Below are 17,307 nucleotides of genomic sequence, written 5' to 3' on the forward strand. Positions count from 1 at the left end.
GAGGCCCTTTGCAGGACCTCTTCCTCTATCATACATGACTCGTCTTTTTTACGCTTTCCAAGATTTCCGGACTTGCGGATGTGATCAGATGCAACTCGTGCATCGGCCGGGTCATCGCCACATAAATCAGCTTCCGATCAATCGGCTGATCGCGGAATGGCTCATCGAAAGCCGCTACAATCACGGCATCGAACTCTAGTCCTTTTGATAAATGGCTTGGAACGATCAGCATCCGGTCGCCATCGATATCGGACTGCTCCTCCAGCAATTGAACGTGCATGCCGGCATTCTCCAATTCGTTGAAAATGTCCCGTGCTTCCTTTCTTGTTTTACATATCAAAGCAACTGATCGGTGTCCGCGTCCCTGAATTTCCTCATAAATAGCCTGGATTCTCTCTGCTTCTAACTCTTTCATATCATAAAATTCAGGTTCACGGCCATGCCGGACGACCGGCTCGACTAGTGGAAGTTCCTCTTCCATATCCTTCAATACTTCGTTAGCCAACTCCATAATTTCAATCGTCGTCCGGTAGCTTTTTTGCAATGTTGTATACGTCGCCCGTGGAAACATGTCCCGGATCGGATCCCAAGAGGTCAATGCCCGGTAGCTATGAATGCCTTGAGCGAGATCGCCTACCATTGTAAACATATCCGTTCCAAGTCCCTCTTGCAGAGCTGCCAGCTGAAATTCGCTATAATCTTGCACCTCGTCAATAAAGACGACGCGCATTTTCCATTCATCCGCAAGCCCCTTGATTTTGACATGCAAATAGAAGAGAGCCGCCAAATCCTCCGTCTCCCACGTTTCTTTCCGGTGTGCCTCGAGCAATAGATTGCGTTCTTCAGGATTCCAATCAAATGCCAATTCTTCCTGCAACTCTGTGTCGGTCAGCCAACTCCGATACAGCCGCTTCACATGCTGTTTCTTAAATCGCCTCATATAGGAAGCAACCTTCGATTTGCCTTCCTTCTCAATTGCCGGCAACCTCGTATCCCGCTCTTCCATTACCCTTGTAATCCGTGCGCGCCGTTTTTCGTCATCCCGGATTCCATAGAGTGCTTTATCGAGTGCCTCCTCATATTTCGCCGATAAGTTAGCGTATAGCTGTTTCCGTTTCCGAGTCACTTCGGTTTGCATCACGAGTTTAATCCGATCAAGACGTTTCTCGATCGGCATGTAGCGGAAATCTTCCAGGAAGAGCCGTTTTAATCGCGTTGCTCTCATGATCCGGTATTTATCAATGTACACATCTTCAAACAGAGTGGCGGTGTCCTGTTCCAGCTTCTCAATATAGCGCTGCATCACTTCGCGATACTGCAACGAGCCTTTCATCTGGGTAAGAAATAACGATTCTTCTCCCAAGGACTGTGCCGCCGTTAATCGTTCCAGCTTTCGATTAGGATCACTCAATTTCAAGGACAATCCCGTTGCCTGGAGAATATATTCGTCAAAGGTCGACTGATAGATGTTGCCTACCCCTAACTCTGGCAACACATCTCCGATATAGTCCATGAACAGTTTACTTGGCGCCAAAATCATTAATTTATTCGCAGGAAAATCTGTCATTGTATAGAGGAAATACGAAATCCGGTGAAGGGCAATCGTCGTTTTTCCACTGCCGGCCGCTCCTTGCACGATGATCGGCTGATGCAAATTGGCGCGGATGATCTCATTCTGCTCCGCCTGAATGGTGGAAACAATTTCAGTAAGCCGCACATCCGCCTTGCCGGAAAGCGCTTCTTGGAGCAACTCATCATTCGTCGTCAGGTCGATATCTCGAATGTCGAGCAGTTCGCCTTCTTCGATTTTGTACTGTCGTTTCGAAAAAAGATGTCCGCTGATCTCTTCATCACGGACTTGGTACGTCAAATCGCCCAGTCTGCCATCATAGTAGACATTCGCAACCGGAGATCGCCAGTCTACGATGATTGGCTCCTGCGTTTCCTGATGAAAAACCGACGTCTTGCCGATATACAAAAACTGATCCTTTTCTCCTTCCGTCTGGAAGTGAATACGGGCAAAGTAAGGCTTCTGCTGGATCGCTTCCAGCCCCTCCTTCTGGGAACGGGCCATTTCAAAAAATCGGGTGTTGGTCAAAATGTTGATGTAGCTTAAACTCGAATCTAAATAATCCAAGTCGGCCATAGCATGCCGGATTTGCTCCTGCGAGGATTTCACATCACGCTGTGTCACTTCCAATAGTGTTCGCATGTATTTCTTCGTGTAGTCGAGACGCTCTAATTCAAAATCAAAATCAGGGTGTTTCTGCATAGTACAGATCCTCCAATTTGCATATTTTGCGTCCTGCAGTATGTAGTAATTGAGATGTTGGGGAATGAAACAAGACTTTGATTGTACCATGTTGGAATGTTTTGGGCAATACGATTTTACAGAAAACTTGTATGAATATGTTTTTTTGGTTGATTGGTTTGAGACGGGGATTGTGTTTATCATTAGAAGGAGTTTCCTAAAGTACAAAACCAATTTTTCACGTTGTTGAGTCACTGCTGACTTTATCGGTCCCATGACATGTGTTATCGGTCTCAACCATAAACTTATCGGTTATGGTGCCAATAATACAAATGAAAATCAGGAAGAGAAAACGACTTGTCTTCTCTTCCTGATCGATATTCCTCGGGTTGTTAAATTGTAAAGCGGGCCATTTCACTTTGAAGCCGTTCGGCTACTTCAGAAAGGGTTTGGGCGCTGGAAGAAATTTCTTCATTGGAAGCGAGCTGCTCTTCGGTCGCAGCGCTTGTCGACTGTGCCTCTGCCGCGCTTTGTACAGCGAGATGCTGTACTTGGGAAGCCCCTTCTTTCACGCGCTCGGTCATCTGCTGAATTTGCAAAATCGCAGCGGAAACCGACTCCACTTTCTCCTTGACTTCGGTTGCAGCGCCTTCGATGTCTTTAAAGACTCGGCCTGTGCGCTCGGTAATGCCTAAACCTTCTTGCACTTTTTCAGTACCTGCTTCCGTACTGCCAACTGCCATTGCCACATTTTTTATTATTGTCTCGATCATGCGTCCGATATCTGTCGCAGATTGTTTCGACTGCTCGGCTAGATTCCGAACTTCATCTGCGACAACGGCGAAGCCTTTTCCGTGTTCTCCTGCTCGAGCCGCTTCGATTGCCGCGTTCAATGCCAAGAGATTCGTTTGCTCGGCAATATCTGTAATCAGCCGTGTCACTTGACGGATGTTTTCGGAGTGCTCCGCCAGCTCACTGATGACATGTGCAGACTCCTCAATTGACAAGGAAATGGTCGACATTTGCCCCGTCACATCCTTCATAAGGGATGCTCCTTCTTCCACTAGACGAGCTACCTCTTCAGTGGATGTCAGCATTGCTTCATTATGGTGTGTAATCTGGTCGATGCCGTCCGCCATTTCAGACATGGCCGAAACTGATTCTGAAACAAGGTTTGTTTGTGTATCACTGGAAATCAAGTTCTTTTCGGCAATTTCCGCGACCATTTCAGATGCTGCCAAACTTTCTTCGGAGCTTGCGGACAATTCCTCTGCCTGCGCTGCCAGCTCATGTGCTGTCTGGCGCGTCGAACTGATAATGGTTCGAAGATCGGAAGCCATTTCATTAAATGCATCCGCCATTTCACCAATTTCATCCCTGTTTTTAATATGCAATGGCTCCATGGAAAAGTCGCCGGAAGCAAGCTGTTTCAATGACGACGTCACTCTCTTTACAGGTCTCGTAATACTTCTGCTGATGATTGTTGCTATGACCATGCTGAGGAGCGCGGCTACTATGATCACTCCCAGAATAAACAGGCCCGTCACTTTCATTCGGTCATTCAGCTGTTTTTGAGTTGACGCTACTTGTTCCCTCTGGAGTTTTGTTAATTCTTTCGCTTTCTTTGAAATGAGCGTTTGAAACGGCTCTGCTTCGCCTGCTAATCGCAACGCTTCTACATCATTTCCATTATTAAATGTGTTAACTGCCTTCGTCGTTAACTCTTCATAACTTGCCGCAGCAACTTTGATTTCTTCCAATAAAGCCAGTGCCGCCTCATCGTTTAATTGAGTAGACAACTTTTCAATCGTTCCATCAAGGTTCTCAAGCAGCTCTCTGCGATTTTTCAAGTAACTGACTTGCTTATATAGTAAATAACCCCGCAGATCATTGGAAAGTTCGTTTTGATTGGTTGCCAGCTGCTCAAGAGTGATGACGTTTTCCATTCGATCCTCTATTAAGTATGTATATCGCTCTTTGATATCAGGTATGGTCAAATAGTTCAACACGCCAGAGACAATGAGTAACAACACTAATCCTAAGAATCCTGCCCACAATTTTTTGCTTACAGAAAATTTCATTATTATCCTCCTATACTATCAAACCATAAATAGTATAGACTATATCATTTAGATTAGGAAGGTCATTAAACTTAAATAGTACCTATTTCTTTCTAATTATAAAAATCGACTAGCTACTAGTTCAAAATAACTCCACTTATCCAAAAAATAGATGGCCCCTAAGGAAGCCATCTATTGTTTTTTGCTATGGTCACGCCCTATTACACATTGAAATGCGACAAATCACTTTGAAGTTTTTCAGCAAGCATGGCGAGCTGCTGGGCGCTGGATGAAATCTCCTCGTTAGCTGCCAGTTGCTGTTCCGTCGCCGCACTGGTGGATTGCGCTTCTGCCGCTCCCTGGACAGCCAGTTTTTCCACTTCAGATGCTCCTACCGCCACTTCATTCACCATAGAAGTCATTTGCACAATTGCTGCAGAGACATTATTTACTTTATCAGCAACTTCGACTGCAGCCTTTTCTATCTGCTCAAACACTTCGTTCGTCTTTCCTGTCACCGTTAATCCGTCCGCAACCCGTCGGCTTCCATCTTCGGTTCTTGCTACGGCATTATGGACATTATCAATCATATTTTCGACCATTCTGCCAATTTCCTCAGCGGATCGCTTCGATTGCTCTGCTAAATTGCGCACCTCTTCTGCTACGACCGCAAAGCCTTTTCCATGCTCCCCGGCACGCGCGGCTTCAATTGCAGCATTCAATGCAAGCAGGTTCGTTTGCTCTGCAATGGCGGTGATCAACGAAGTAACGTTGCGAATCTGTTCCGATTGGGATGCCATTTCGGAAATTGCCTCAACCGATTCTTCCATCGTCGTGTTGATTGATTTCATTTGTACCGTGAATTCTGTCATCAGTGCCGCACCGTCCGTAACCAAATGCGTCACTTCTCCTGTCGATTTCAACATATTTTCATTTACAGCCGAAATCCGGTCAATGCCGGATGCCATTTCTTTCATCGAGGCATTCGACTCTTGTACGATGGCGACTTGAGCATCACTCGCCATAATGTTTTTCTCCGCAATTTCAGCGACCATTTCAGAAGCCGCCAAACTTTCTTCGGAACTGGCTGATAGTTCTTCCGCTTGAACGGCGAGTTGAACAGCGGATTCCCTCGTGCTGGAGATGACCTGGCGAATGTCAGTAGCCATCACATTAAAGGCAGAAGCCATTTCTCCGATCTCATCTTTATTTTTGATTTGAATCGGCTCGGAAGCAAAATTCCCTTCCGCCATCTGTTTAATAATCGTTGTCAATGAAGCCACTGGCCTTGCAATGCTATTGCTAATTACCCGTGCCACAATGATGCTCACAATAATTGCAAGCGCGATAAGGCCAATCGTCAGAATACGGGTTGTTTGCAATAAACTATGAAGTGCTTTTTCAGTTGTATCGCGCTGTTTGTTCTGATGTTCTATTAATTGTGCGATGCCATCCTTCGCTTTCTTAAGCTGGCCGGAGGCTTCATAGGCGAGCCCCATCGCATTTTTCTCATTCCCTTTTTGGAAATCCTCCAGGATAAAGCCAGACATACTTTCATATGTATTGATTCGGTCTGTCACATCAGCCAGCACATTGCGGGCATCTTCACTTTTCACAAGTGAATCAAGTTCCAGCAAGACCTCAGTAGCTTCGGAGTTCAATTGATCCCGGTTTTCTAAAAAAGTCGATTCCTTGTAAATCATATAGCCCCGAATGTTGTTTGATATTTCATTTTGAATAGCAGACAATTTTTCGAGAAGAACTATTTTTTTCATCCGATCGTCGATGAGAAAACGATATTCATCGCTCACTTTAAACAGCGACCATAGACTTGAGGCTCCAATGACAACCATGATCAGTAATACTGTGAGAAAGCCACCCCAAATCTTTTTACCTACAGAACGTTTCATGACCCCTAACCCCTTTGAAGTATAATATAGTTCTATTATAATTCAGACTAATATAATTAGATAGTACTTTTATTACATAAATACCAATCAACTTTTTACCTACATAAAAAAGCTTCCACCGTACTCGATGGAAGCCTTTACTACTATATTTTCCGAAATTCTACTTTCCACTCATCCTCATCCAACAGGAGGCCGACTCCAACCCAGCCCTTCTCCAGCATCTCTTGCTGGCGCTCGATATTCCCCATATTGATGAAGACTGCTGCGGCACGATAAACTGGCCGCGCGGTCAAATCTTTCATTAAAATATAACGCATCTTCGTTCCGTATTTTTGTTTCAAGGATACGATATGCATCCCTAGATCAAATTTATCCTTCAAGCTCGCAATATTGAAAGGAGCTACCGTCGTACAGATATACCGGTGCTTTTCCTGATCAATTTCATTGAGAAGCATCTTGCCTAGAATCCGCTGCAAACTATTTCCTCTTTGATCTGGATCGACATTTGTAATTTCGGAATAAAGTACTGTTGGAAGTTCTTCTTTCGCAAGGCCTACATCCAATCCAAGATGCTCTTCTTCGTTTTCATCCGGTTCCATCATGGCACGAAACGCGATCAGTTTTTCATCCAGATACACACCGAGCATAATGCCTTTTCCTCCGAATATGTAGGCAATCTGTTCTTCGGTGAGCGGTTCAAGCAATTCTTTCGTTTCAAGGGCGGCATATACTCTTTCCTGAAGCGATAAAATCTCCGGCAGCTGTTCCATCCCGAGTTGGCGCACTTCTACCCTTTGACCATTCCGTAATGTAAGCTCCCGTCTCATTTGGCAATCCTCTCCCTCATGACTGTCAATTTTTCCAGCACCCTTTCATCAACAGTAACTCCTAGGCCTGGCTGCTCCGTTAATCGGATAAATGGCACGTCATATTTCAAATCTCCAATATCCTCGCTAAATTTTAATGGGCCGGTCAATTCTACACTGGTCATAATGCGTTTTGAGAAAGCGACATGGAAACCAGCGGCCGATCCAACAGACGATTCAACCATCGAACCGATTTGACACTCGATTCCAGCCATTTCAGCCATATGAGCCAATTTCATCGCGGGATAGATTCCTCCGCACTTCATTAACTTGATATTTACTTTATCCGCGGCCCTCTTTGCGATGATCTCTCTCATTTCACGTGGCCCACGCAATCCTTCATCGATCATAGTCGGAACGGATGTCTTAGATTTAATTTCAACCATTGCATCAATATCATCCGCCAGGACAGGCTGCTCTAGCCAGTCTAAGCCGCATTGCTCCAGCCTTCCTAAAGCTTGCAAGGTCGTGGAACTATTCTTCCATCCTTGGTTCACATCGACGCGGATAGCTATTTCGTCTCCTACCCGCTCACGCACCGCTTGAATTCGTTCGACATCCTTCCTCATATCCGTGCCGACTTTCATTTTTAACGACCGGTACCCTTCAAATACTCGATTCTCAGCTTCATTGGCCATCTCTTCTGGAGAAGCAATACTTAGCACATGGGTAATCGGAAATTCCTCATGGTATCGCCCGCCGAGCAGTTGATAGACAGGGACACCAAGCGCTTTACCTACTAGATCATAGCAAGCGATGTCGATAGCCGCTTTAGCTGTCGGTACTCCATAGATTTCCTTATCCATAACCTCATGGATCTTTTCAAAATTCGCAGGATTTTCTCCGATCAATTTTGGAGCCAATGTATGCTGCAGAACGGCAAATGTGCTCTCCCAGCTTTCGCCTGTGACATGCTCGTCTGCCACACCCTCTCCATAGCCGACATGTCCTTTGTCAGTTGTGATTTTCACAATGATGGACGGCATACTGTCGTAAGACGCATAGCTAATAACAAAGGGTTCAAATAACGGAAGTTGAATTCCATATACATCAATACTTGTAATTTTCATAAATATTTTCCTTTCCAGTTGGCTTTTCTCTACTAAATATTGTATCATTGTCGTTAAATAGTCGCTATATTTTCAGGAGGATTTATGATAAAAATTGCTATGATTGGCTCAAAGGATTTCTGTGAGAGAACTGCCAGGCTGCTTGATCCGAATTCGGATATTTCCCTGGTTTCTTATATATATGAGCATCCAAAAGAGGCAAAATCGATAATCCCGACATTAACGCCTTGTGATGCCATTCTATTTTCAGGTTCCTTGCCTTACCATGTATCGCTGGATGAGCTAGAGAAGCTTCAAATTCCTGCTGTTTATTTAAAACAGAATGAGACAGCAATTGCGATGACACTGCTATATTTATCCACAACAAGACATGTACAGCTGGATGCTATCTCAATTGATATTCGCGAACCGATTCACATGACGCATGTATTAAATGACTTGGGACAAACGGTTACTATGCCTTATATTCATCCGATTCATCCTGAGGAAACCATTGAAACGATTACGGACTTTCATCTTTCTTTATACCGTGACGGTAAAACAGTTATGGCCGTCACAAGTATACACGCTATCTATGAACGGCTGGTTGAGCAGCAAGTGCCCGCTATGAAGATGATTGATCCGGAAAGCAATATTCTACAAACGCTTGAAGAAGCAAAGCAGAAAGCACTTTACGTACGCAGCAAGTCTTCCCAGATCGCGGTAGGTTTGATCCGTCCTTTGACAATGTTGAACTCTGCTGAGGAAGAAGCGGCAGAATTAGCAGGCTTGCTGCACGGACATGCGATTGCCTCCGAGAATGGGCATAGTGTATTTACTACATTAGGCAACATCGATAAGGTTGTTTCCACTACTGCTTTTCAGAAGCTTTTTCAAAGGCTGTCCTCCAAAGCCCACTTGGCATTTGGAGCTGGAGAATCGACGATTGAGGCTTCCCAACACGCCGAGCAAGCCCTGTCTCTAAGTCGTCGTCCTGATGAGTTTTATGTGTTGGATGGATCCAAGCAATTACGGGGCCCTCTCCCAGATCATATGGATGATCGAATCGACATGCAAGTGCAGAATCCGATCATGCAGGAAATGGCGGAGAAAACGAAGCTAAGTCCCGCCAACCTATCTAAAGTGATGCAGTTCGGGAAATTTCGGAATGCCAAGCAATTCTCCGCAAACGACCTGGCTCTCTATATGAATGTGACAAGACGGACAGCCGAAAGGATTATTAAAAAAATGAGCGAATGCGGATATATAAAGATAGCCGGCGAAGAGATGACCTATAAACAAGGACGTCCCCGAGCACTGTATGAGCTGAACTTCCCGCTATGGTAAAGAGGAAAGCCCTGTAATGGACTTTCCTCTTTTAGTGATGCTCTATTTGTTGTATTACCTTTCCATTTGAAGCTCTTTCTCTTCCTCAAGTGCTGAATCAGCTTCTGCTTCTTTTGCTTTCGCTATTTCTTCCTTAGTTAATTTAACTATTGAGAAGCCAGTTGCCGCAAAAATGATCGACAAGATCGGAACAATGAAGTTTAAAATAGCATATGGCCCGTATTCCACCACTCCTACTCCAAGAGTCCCGAGTATGAAGACACCGCAAGTATTCCATGGAATAAATACCGAAGTGAGTGTTCCGCCATCTTCCAATGCTCTCGATAAGTTTTTGGAATGAAGGCCTTTTTCTTTGTAAGCCTTTGTAAACATTCTTGATGGAACGACAATTGAAATATATTGCTCCGAACAAGACGCATTCGTCAGGATACAAGCGGCAATCGTAGACGAAACAAGGCTAAACGTCGATTTGATCACCTTTAATAATTGGTTCATGATCGCTTGCAACATGCCGGAGTACTCAAGGATACCTCCAAATGTCATCGCTACAATCGTCATGGAAACGGTATACATCATATTATCTAAACCGCCGCCATTGAAGAGGTTGTCCACCATCGTGTTGCCTGTTTCAATGGAGAAACCACTTTGCAGCGCAGCAAGTGCACTAGCAACCGATCCTCCTTGTATAAAGATATGAGACAGGAAGCCTAAAATAATTCCGATGAGCAATGCGGGTACAGCAGGTACTTTGACAGCGACAAGAACGATGACCGCAAGTGGAACGAGCAATAGCCAAGGAGAAATGAGAAAACTCTCCTTCAGCACACTTGCTGTCTGGGCAATCTCATCCAACTTCATGTTCCCATCGGCAAACTTTCTTCCAAGAAAACCGTAAACACCTAATGCGATAAGCAAACCAGGAATAGTCGTGTACATCATATGTTTAATATGGTCGAATAAATCCGTCCCTGTCAGACCGGATGCCAAGTTGGTTGTATCTGAAAGCGGTGACATTTTATCTCCAAAGTAGGCTCCCGAGATGATGGCTCCAGCGACCATGCCAGCCGGAATCCCCATGCTCATCCCGATTCCCATACCTGCCACACCAATTGTTCCCATAGTCGACCACGAGCTGCCGATGGCTAGTGAAACGATAGCACAAATGATGGCGATGGCGACAAGGAACCATGAAGGGGAAATGATTTGCAGCCCGTAATAAATCATGGTAGCAACAATACCGCCGCCCATCCAGGAACCAATCGTAAGGCCGACGAGCATAATGATGACAACGGCAGGAAGCGCCAAGCGGATCCCTTTGTACATCATTTCCTCAATTTCTTTCCAGCTATAGCCGGCTCGCCATGCAACGAGCGCTGCCACCGTCGTACCGACGATAAGAGGCATATGCGGTCCCTGCTCCAATTTGACGACCGTCACAAGCATGACCGCGATCATAATAATAAGCGGCAAGATGGCCATGAAAAAGCCAATTTTCTTATCATTTCTTCTACCCATCTTCATTCCCCCAATTCTACGTTGTCAAATGATTCCAAAATGTCGTTATATAGTCGTTAATAATAGGATATTATATTTTATTCGGCAAGTTGTCAATATTTTATTGAAAGCGATTTCAGTGTTATAGTTAATATACGAAATTTTTCTTATATGAAAAACCGTATACCCTGACGTCCAAAGGAGCTGTTTCCATACATGAAAAGGGAGCATAAAAAAGAAAAATTCAGTGACCAAATGAAACGTTATTTACTGATTACAATTGGCGCCACCTTGGCAGCTGTTGCATTGGAACTATTTCTCATACCGAATTCCGTCATCGATGGCGGCATTATCGGTATTTCCCTATTATTGAATATCATCACCGGTATTCCCTTCGGTATTTTGATTCTCCTCATCAACTTGCCATTCCTTTTCTTCGGATTTAAACATATCGGCAAAAGCTTCTTCATATCGTCGGTACTCGCCATTGCGTTATTGGCCATTATCGAGTTTCCGTTGAAATCCGTCGGCCCGTTTGTAACCGACCCATTGCTCGCTACTGTATTTGGCGGATTAATCCTCGGAGCGGGTGTAGGGTTAGTCATACGAAACGGCGGTGCGCTGGATGGAACGGAAATTCTCGGCATTTTATTGACAAGACGCATACCTTTCTCGGTAGGTGAATTTGTCATGTTCTTAAATATTTTCATTTTCGGCTGGGCTGGTTTCGTCTTGACGTGGGAAAAAGCGATGTATTCCATTTTGACTTACTATATCGCGTCTAAAATGATCGATATGGTCATTCAAGGATTGGATGAAACAAAAGCGATCATCATTGTTTCTGATGAATACGAGGAGTTAAGTGATGCGATTGTACAGAGGCTTGGACGGAGTGTAACAAAACTACATGGTAAAGGTGGCATTAGCGATAACGAAAAGGATGTCATTTATGTCGTGGTCACCAGGTTGGAGATTTCCAAATTGAAACAAATTGTTCGCGATGTCGATTCGACTGCCTTCGTCACAATTATGAATACTCAAGAGACACACGGGGCGACGTTTAAATCGGCGATCCATTAAAAAACGGGCGAAGCGCTAATTGCGCCGCCCGTTTTGTTATTTTTCTTCGTAGCTTAATTGCCATTCGATACCGAAACGATCTTTGACACTGCCGTAGCATTTGCTGAAGAAAGTTTCCTGGAGTTCCATTTTCACGTTTCCGCCCTGCTTCAGCTTTTCAAAGGAGTCTTGAATGAAATTCTGGTCACTACTTTCGATTGCTAAGCTGATATTCGATCCTTCCACCACTTGAGAACCCGGAAACGTATCGGAAAACATGATCGTACTTCCGTTAATCATCAATCTGCCATGCATGATCAAGTCTTTCGCCTCGTCCGGCAAAGGATATTCAGGATTCGGCGGCGCTTCCCCAAACGTCATTAAATGGGGTGTCTCTGTGTTGAACACTTCAGAATAGAATTCGATTGCTTCCTTGCAATTGCCGTTGAACGTCAAATAGATATCGACTGCCATAATAAGCCACTCCTTTCATATAATTTCATCATAACGGAAAGAGAAGTGGAATGGCAATCAGCATGACAACAAACATGATCAATTGCAGCGGAACACCAGCCCGGACGAAATCTTTAAAACGATAATTGCCCGCTGTCATGACGAGCGCATTTGTCGGTGAAGCGACAGGAGTCGAGAAGGCCATACTCGCGCCTACTGCAACGGCAATCAAGTATGGATAGGGACTGACTCCCATACTGAGCGCGGCGCTTAACCCGATTGGCGCGAATAAAACCGCTGTCGCCGTGTTGCTGATAAACTGGCCAAACAACATGGTCAGCAGGAAAATTCCCCCTAATACACCAACCGGGCCAATTGGGCCAAGCAGATCCACAATTCCTTCCGCCAGCATCACCATGCCCCCTGTCTTTTCAAGCGCAGTCGCCATCGGAAGCATGGCCGCAATGAGAACGATGCTTTCCCAGTTGATTTGCCCGTAAGCATCATCCATATTGCGGACGCACCCCGTCACAATCATAAGAACCGCACCAATTAAAACCGAAATGACAGCAGGGAACAATTCCAAGATCATCAAACCGACAACGAGGACCATGATCGTCCCTGCAATCATCGCTTTTCCGCTCGCAGCAGCAGCACCTGCATGTTCCTTCGGCTGGCCGATGACTACGACATCTTTCGTTTCCTTGGCGAGCAGTTCAATGGAGTCCCAAGCACCTTGGATTAACAGTGAATCCCCGAAACGCAGACGCTGCTTCGTCATATCACGGACTACATAGTCTCCTTGCCGATTTAGGCCGATAATGTTGACATTATATTTTTCCCGGAACCCGATTCCCCGGATGGTTTCGTTGATAAAACTCGAATGGGGCGTTAATAGAACTTCAGCGATTCCAAACTGTTTTGAGATCAGCTCAGAGGCTTCGGGCTCCTGTTCTTCAATGATCAGCCCATACGCATCAACAAACTTCTCTACATTGGCTAGCGATCCTTGAACGTACAGACGGTCCTTCGGTTGAATGATACTATCCGGGCCCGCCATCTCTTGGTACGTCATCGGCAACAGCTTCATGCTTTCCACAGACTTCCTGCTAATTTTCAGCACACATAAATGAAAGGAAGCCGGAATCTTTAACTGAGCCAAGCGCTTCCCCGCAAGATCTGAGTCTGCGGGCACTTTCACTTTGTAAAGATTGCCGCCCAGTTCGTAATCGATCGCCAATTGCTTTGGTGATAATTTATGTTGGGAGGCACCCGAATTGCTTGTTTGGCTGGCTGGCAATAACGTATTCCGAATGAGAAACATATAGATCAAACCGACAACGACGCCGATAATGCCAATCGGAGTTATTTGAAAAAAGCCTAGTTTTTCGAAGCCGTTATCGACAAGCATTTGACTGATAATCAAATTCGGAGGTGATGCAATCAACGTCAAAAGTCCCGAGAAGCTTGCCATATACGAGAGTGGAATCAAGTATTTGGACGGACTGCTTTGAATGCTGATAGCTATGCTTACGACAATCGGCATCATCAGAGCAACCGTTCCCGTATTGCTCATGAATGCCCCGACAGCCGCCACGATGAGCAGCAGCAATACGAAGAGACGTTTTTCACTGTCTCCTGAATAACGGAGCAATAATGACCCTGCCATCTGAGCAAGCCCTGTCCGTAAAATCCCGGCACCAATGATGAATAGCCCTGCAATCATGATGACGACAGAATTGGAAAAACCGGTTAATGCTTCTGCCGGCGATAGGATGCCAGTGAGAACCATGGCAAGAAGCGCCAAGACGGCAACCAGATCGGTTCGCAGCCGATTTGTCATGAAGAGAATAACCGTCGTGCCTAAAATGAGGAATGTCAACGTAAGCTGCAATGCAATCCTGTTCCTTTCTAAGTAAGTCGCTATCTCTGATTGTAGTACAAAAAAGAAAAAAGCGCCCTTCTAAAGAGCACTTCCTGTCTGCCAAATAGGTGAAATTCATTTTATGGACAACTTCTTAAGATTTCGCACGTGTAAAACGGATTAGAGACGTACCAGTCACACGGATCACTTGACCTTCTTCCAGTGTCACATGCCCATCTGATTTCGCAATCTCTCCGCCAATCAATTCAAATACCCGCGGTTCCTTTCCTTCCTCGAACACATGTAAATATCCATAGCCATAATCTAAAGCAATTTCATAATCTCCCGGCTCAATATCCTGGCCGACATCCCATAGACCCGTAGTCAAATCGGTTGCCAAAGCGGTCGGCACTGGGGTGATTTCAACCGAATCGTATCCTCCATCCGCCCGGACCGTATAGCTGGATTGAATATCGATTGTAAGGCTCCCAGAACCTGCATAACTCCCCACGATCTCAGAAAGGATCAAATCCCCTTTTTCATCATAGACAAAAATATTTCCTGTTGGGTAGCCAGTGAACATATATCTTCCCGATTTGAGTTTCACTTCCGTTCCCTCTTTCGGGACGACTGGAATGGAAACCGGTTCGGCACTCCTATTTTCGCGATCTACCATCTGATAAATGCCCGGATTGACAGCTCCGAGCATTTTCTCCTTCTCAGGGCCGATAATCTCAAAATTTTGCTCATATGCCGAATTGATTTCGGGAGACTTCGGCACTTCACTGCAGCCTGCCATGCCAACCGCCATAAGCAACAGCAAGCAAAACGTACCGGCTATCCCTGCAGTGTTTCCTTTACTTGCTTGTCGCATAATATTTTTCATAATACTCCACCGTCCCCAAAGGTCCTACAGTGATTTCTTTTTCATTGTGCTCCAGCATCCGGTCGATCCAATCGGTCTGTTCCGCCTTGCTCAATCCCTCAAGCGGAATACAGAGTAGATGATCTGCGATATATAGATGATCCTTCGGCAACGTCATTCTCTTTTTCACTGCTTCATATCCGGCCGGACTCATTTCAATCTTTAAAAAGAGATCCGGCTCGCCGGACATCTTTTGTTCATGAATTATGCCGCCGTTTTTCAAGAAAATAACACGATCCGCATATAGATCAAGATTCTCCAGTAAGTGTGAAGCGACAAATATCAGTTTTTCCTGTTGTTTCATTTCCATTAAACAATCCGAGATGAGAGCGACATTCGAGATATCCAATCCATTCATCACTTCATCCATGAGCATGATTGGTGTATCGGCAGCCATCATCATTGCGAAGCATAAACGCTGCCGCATTCCCAATGAGTACGTCTTGGCTTTCTTTTTTACGTAATGCCCCATCTGCAAGCGTTCGATGATTTCCGGTACCCGCTTGGCTGAGCCCGTCCACAGATTGGCATATAGTTTTAAATGGTCGACCCCGGATAGTTCTTCAAAAAGATCCTTTTGCTCAGGAAATGTGACGAGCTGCCGATGGATCTGCAATTCTTCTTTTTCGTTCCGGTATTCGAATTTATCGTCAAACAGCACCTGACCGGAATCCGGCTTTACAAAGTTTGCGATAATATTGAACATCGTCGTTTTACCGGTTCCATTCGGAGCAGCCACTCCGATGATTTCTCCTCGTTCCGCACTAAAATTCAGATTGTCGAGAACGACTTTATCCTTATAGGCGATTGTTACATTCGTCAATTTCAGCATTTAATTACCCCCACCTTTTCCTACTTGGTACGAAGGAGTCGCATGTTTCTTCATATACATCACACGATTCCCGCCAAAGAGCACAAGAAGGACAGCCACGTTCAAGACGGCCAGCCAAACAAAGGCCCATTTGTAATCTATCGTGTCTTTTCCATATTGGACTGCCGTGTCACCGCTTAACACCTGGCTGATTTCCATGACGCTCAGCGGTTGCAGCCAGCTTGCGTCAATACCCGCAAAATGAAGCAGCATCGGAGCTAGAAATACAACAACGATCAGCAGCACAGTCGCATACATATTCTTCGTAATGACGTTCACTAAGATTGATAGCAATAAGAGCAGCAACGCGAGGAGCGCCATGGCTACTACCATATATAAGATATAGCGGCTAGTGCCAACAGCCACATAATCACCGTTCTGGAACAATAACAGAGGTGACTTGAAATTACCCCATGCCGTCCGGATGGACACGAACCATCCGCCTATCAGCAGGCCGGCTAGCAAAAATGCGAGCGCTTGAATGAAATGGAGGCCGGTTTTCACAAATACCCGCTGCATGAATGAAATCGGAAAGATGCCCATTACCGATCGTTTTTGCTGATCATGCAGGAGCATGTTGCCTCCAAGAAATAAAACAAATAACACAAAAAGCAAGCCGTCCACTTTTTCCAATGCAACCGGTATATAATTGCTTGCGGCAAAAGGGTCCGCCTCAAGCGGCAACTGATTCTTTTGATAATACCGTAACAATGCATCCTCTTTTCTGATTTCTTCCTTCGGTATTATAAACTCTGGATGCACGCCTTCATTGCCCAATTCATACAAACGAAGGCGCAATTCATTCAGCTTTAACCCGCCTTCAATGTACTCCTCATAATCATCATTTTTCCAAAGCGAATATCTTTGTTTGTTGATCAAGGATGATTGTTCAGTAAGATTATTGTATATTTCCTGCCCCTTGGGAGTGTCCCGCATTTCCTCCGGGAAGTAATTGAATATAGTGTTATATTCCAGCGCTTCTGCGCTCTTTCTATCTCGAAGACTCTCAATATCACCCGCGCTGTATTGGAAAAAATAGAGCGAAAAAAATAAAATGAAAGCTACACCGAGCAGCCAATTCAGTTTATTCCGCAATAAAAGCTTTCCTTCAAATTGAATGTACTTCCAAATCATACGTGTATCCTTCCTCGTCCTCCT

General features: G+C 45.0%; 13 protein-coding genes. 2 read left to right on the forward strand and 11 right to left on the reverse strand.

Annotated features, from left to right (window positions below):
• Nucleotides 1-28: 28 nt before the first annotated feature.
• The 5 genes from helD to L7D49_RS16525 form a co-directional block, all read right to left on the reverse strand.
• Nucleotides 29-2,272, reverse strand: a complete 2,244-nt coding sequence (helD, locus tag L7D49_RS16505) for an RNA polymerase recycling motor HelD (RefSeq protein ID WP_238082903.1) — start codon at nt 2,270-2,272, stop codon at nt 29-31.
• Nucleotides 2,273-2,643: 371 nt separating this feature from the next.
• The gene (locus tag L7D49_RS16510; RefSeq protein ID WP_238082905.1) at nt 2,644-4,332 is read right to left on the reverse strand and encodes a methyl-accepting chemotaxis protein; all 1,689 of its coding nucleotides are present in this window, start codon (nt 4,330-4,332) and stop codon (nt 2,644-2,646) included.
• Nucleotides 4,333-4,532: 200 nt separating this feature from the next.
• Nucleotides 4,533-6,221, reverse strand: a complete 1,689-nt coding sequence (locus L7D49_RS16515) for a methyl-accepting chemotaxis protein (protein ID WP_238082907.1) — start codon at nt 6,219-6,221, stop codon at nt 4,533-4,535.
• A gap of 143 nt (nt 6,222-6,364) precedes the next feature.
• Nucleotides 6,365-7,048: a GNAT family N-acetyltransferase gene (locus tag L7D49_RS16520; RefSeq protein ID WP_238082910.1), complete on the reverse strand. Its 684-nt coding sequence runs from the start codon at nt 7,046-7,048 to the stop codon at nt 6,365-6,367.
• Nucleotides 7,045-8,157 carry a mandelate racemase/muconate lactonizing enzyme family protein gene (locus L7D49_RS16525; RefSeq protein WP_238082912.1) on the reverse strand — a complete coding sequence of 371 codons (1,113 nt, stop codon included), beginning with the start codon at nt 8,155-8,157 and terminating at the stop codon, nt 7,045-7,047. Before L7D49_RS16525 ends, L7D49_RS16520 begins: the two co-directional genes overlap by 4 nt.
• A gap of 84 nt (nt 8,158-8,241) precedes the next feature.
• Here L7D49_RS16525 and L7D49_RS16530 point away from each other — a divergent pair, with 84 nt between their 5' ends.
• Nucleotides 8,242-9,483, forward strand: a complete 1,242-nt coding sequence (locus tag L7D49_RS16530) for an HTH domain-containing protein (protein WP_238082914.1) — start codon at nt 8,242-8,244, stop codon at nt 9,481-9,483.
• Nucleotides 9,484-9,537: 54 nt separating this feature from the next.
• On the opposite strand, the gene nhaC is transcribed toward L7D49_RS16530, so the two are convergent.
• Nucleotides 9,538-10,998 carry a Na+/H+ antiporter NhaC gene (gene nhaC, locus L7D49_RS16535; RefSeq protein WP_418895898.1) on the reverse strand — a complete coding sequence of 487 codons (1,461 nt, stop codon included), beginning with the start codon at nt 10,996-10,998 and terminating at the stop codon, nt 9,538-9,540.
• Nucleotides 10,999-11,193: 195 nt separating this feature from the next.
• Here nhaC and L7D49_RS16540 point away from each other — a divergent pair, with 195 nt between their 5' ends.
• The gene (locus L7D49_RS16540; RefSeq protein WP_238082918.1) at nt 11,194-12,057 is read left to right on the forward strand and encodes a YitT family protein; all 864 of its coding nucleotides are present in this window, start codon (nt 11,194-11,196) and stop codon (nt 12,055-12,057) included.
• A gap of 36 nt (nt 12,058-12,093) precedes the next feature.
• Here L7D49_RS16540 and L7D49_RS16545 read toward each other — a convergent pair whose 3' ends face one another.
• The 5 genes from L7D49_RS16545 to L7D49_RS16565 form a co-directional block, all read right to left on the reverse strand.
• Nucleotides 12,094-12,510 carry a VOC family protein gene (locus L7D49_RS16545; RefSeq protein WP_238082920.1) on the reverse strand — a complete coding sequence of 139 codons (417 nt, stop codon included), beginning with the start codon at nt 12,508-12,510 and terminating at the stop codon, nt 12,094-12,096.
• Nucleotides 12,511-12,538: 28 nt separating this feature from the next.
• The gene (locus tag L7D49_RS16550) at nt 12,539-14,389 is read right to left on the reverse strand and encodes an SLC13 family permease (RefSeq protein WP_238082947.1); all 1,851 of its coding nucleotides are present in this window, start codon (nt 14,387-14,389) and stop codon (nt 12,539-12,541) included.
• A 118-nt stretch (nt 14,390-14,507) separates the two neighbouring features.
• Nucleotides 14,508-15,239: a hypothetical protein gene (locus tag L7D49_RS16555; RefSeq protein ID WP_238082922.1), complete on the reverse strand. Its 732-nt coding sequence runs from the start codon at nt 15,237-15,239 to the stop codon at nt 14,508-14,510.
• The gene (locus L7D49_RS16560) at nt 15,211-16,110 is read right to left on the reverse strand and encodes an ABC transporter ATP-binding protein (RefSeq protein ID WP_238082924.1); all 900 of its coding nucleotides are present in this window, start codon (nt 16,108-16,110) and stop codon (nt 15,211-15,213) included. The genes L7D49_RS16555 and L7D49_RS16560 overlap by 29 nt, the downstream gene beginning before the upstream one ends.
• Complete coding sequence (locus tag L7D49_RS16565) at nt 16,111-17,283, reverse strand: hypothetical protein (RefSeq protein WP_238082926.1); 1,173 nt, start codon at nt 17,281-17,283, stop codon at nt 16,111-16,113.
• Nucleotides 17,284-17,307 lie beyond the last annotated feature (24 nt).

It is taken from the genome of Sporosarcina cyprini, from assembly GCF_022048975.1.
In the GTDB taxonomy this organism is placed as follows: Bacteria; Bacillota; Bacilli; order Bacillales_A; family Planococcaceae; genus Sporosarcina; species Sporosarcina cyprini.

Excerpts from the sequence above, each read along its gene's own strand:
- helD (WP_238082903.1), bottom strand. The coding sequence starts at position 2,272 with ATGCAGAAACACCCTGATTTTGATTTTGAATTAGAGCGTCTCGACTAC.
- L7D49_RS16510 (WP_238082905.1), bottom strand. The coding sequence starts at position 4,332 with ATGAAATTTTCTGTAAGCAAAAAATTGTGGGCAGGATTCTTAGGATTA.
- L7D49_RS16515 (WP_238082907.1), bottom strand. The coding sequence starts at position 6,221 with ATGAAACGTTCTGTAGGTAAAAAGATTTGGGGTGGCTTTCTCACAGTA.
- L7D49_RS16520 (WP_238082910.1), bottom strand. The coding sequence starts at position 7,048 with ATGAGACGGGAGCTTACATTACGGAATGGTCAAAGGGTAGAAGTGCGC.
- L7D49_RS16525 (WP_238082912.1), bottom strand. The coding sequence starts at position 8,157 with ATGAAAATTACAAGTATTGATGTATATGGAATTCAACTTCCGTTATTT.
- L7D49_RS16530 (WP_238082914.1), top strand. The coding sequence starts at position 8,242 with ATGATAAAAATTGCTATGATTGGCTCAAAGGATTTCTGTGAGAGAACT.
- nhaC (WP_418895898.1), bottom strand. The coding sequence starts at position 10,998 with ATGGGTAGAAGAAATGATAAGAAAATTGGCTTTTTCATGGCCATCTTG.
- L7D49_RS16540 (WP_238082918.1), top strand. The coding sequence starts at position 11,194 with ATGAAAAGGGAGCATAAAAAAGAAAAATTCAGTGACCAAATGAAACGT.
- L7D49_RS16545 (WP_238082920.1), bottom strand. The coding sequence starts at position 12,510 with ATGGCAGTCGATATCTATTTGACGTTCAACGGCAATTGCAAGGAAGCA.
- L7D49_RS16555 (WP_238082922.1), bottom strand. The coding sequence starts at position 15,239 with ATGAAAAATATTATGCGACAAGCAAGTAAAGGAAACACTGCAGGGATA.
- L7D49_RS16560 (WP_238082924.1), bottom strand. The coding sequence starts at position 16,110 with ATGCTGAAATTGACGAATGTAACAATCGCCTATAAGGATAAAGTCGTT.
- L7D49_RS16565 (WP_238082926.1), bottom strand. The coding sequence starts at position 17,283 with ATGATTTGGAAGTACATTCAATTTGAAGGAAAGCTTTTATTGCGGAAT.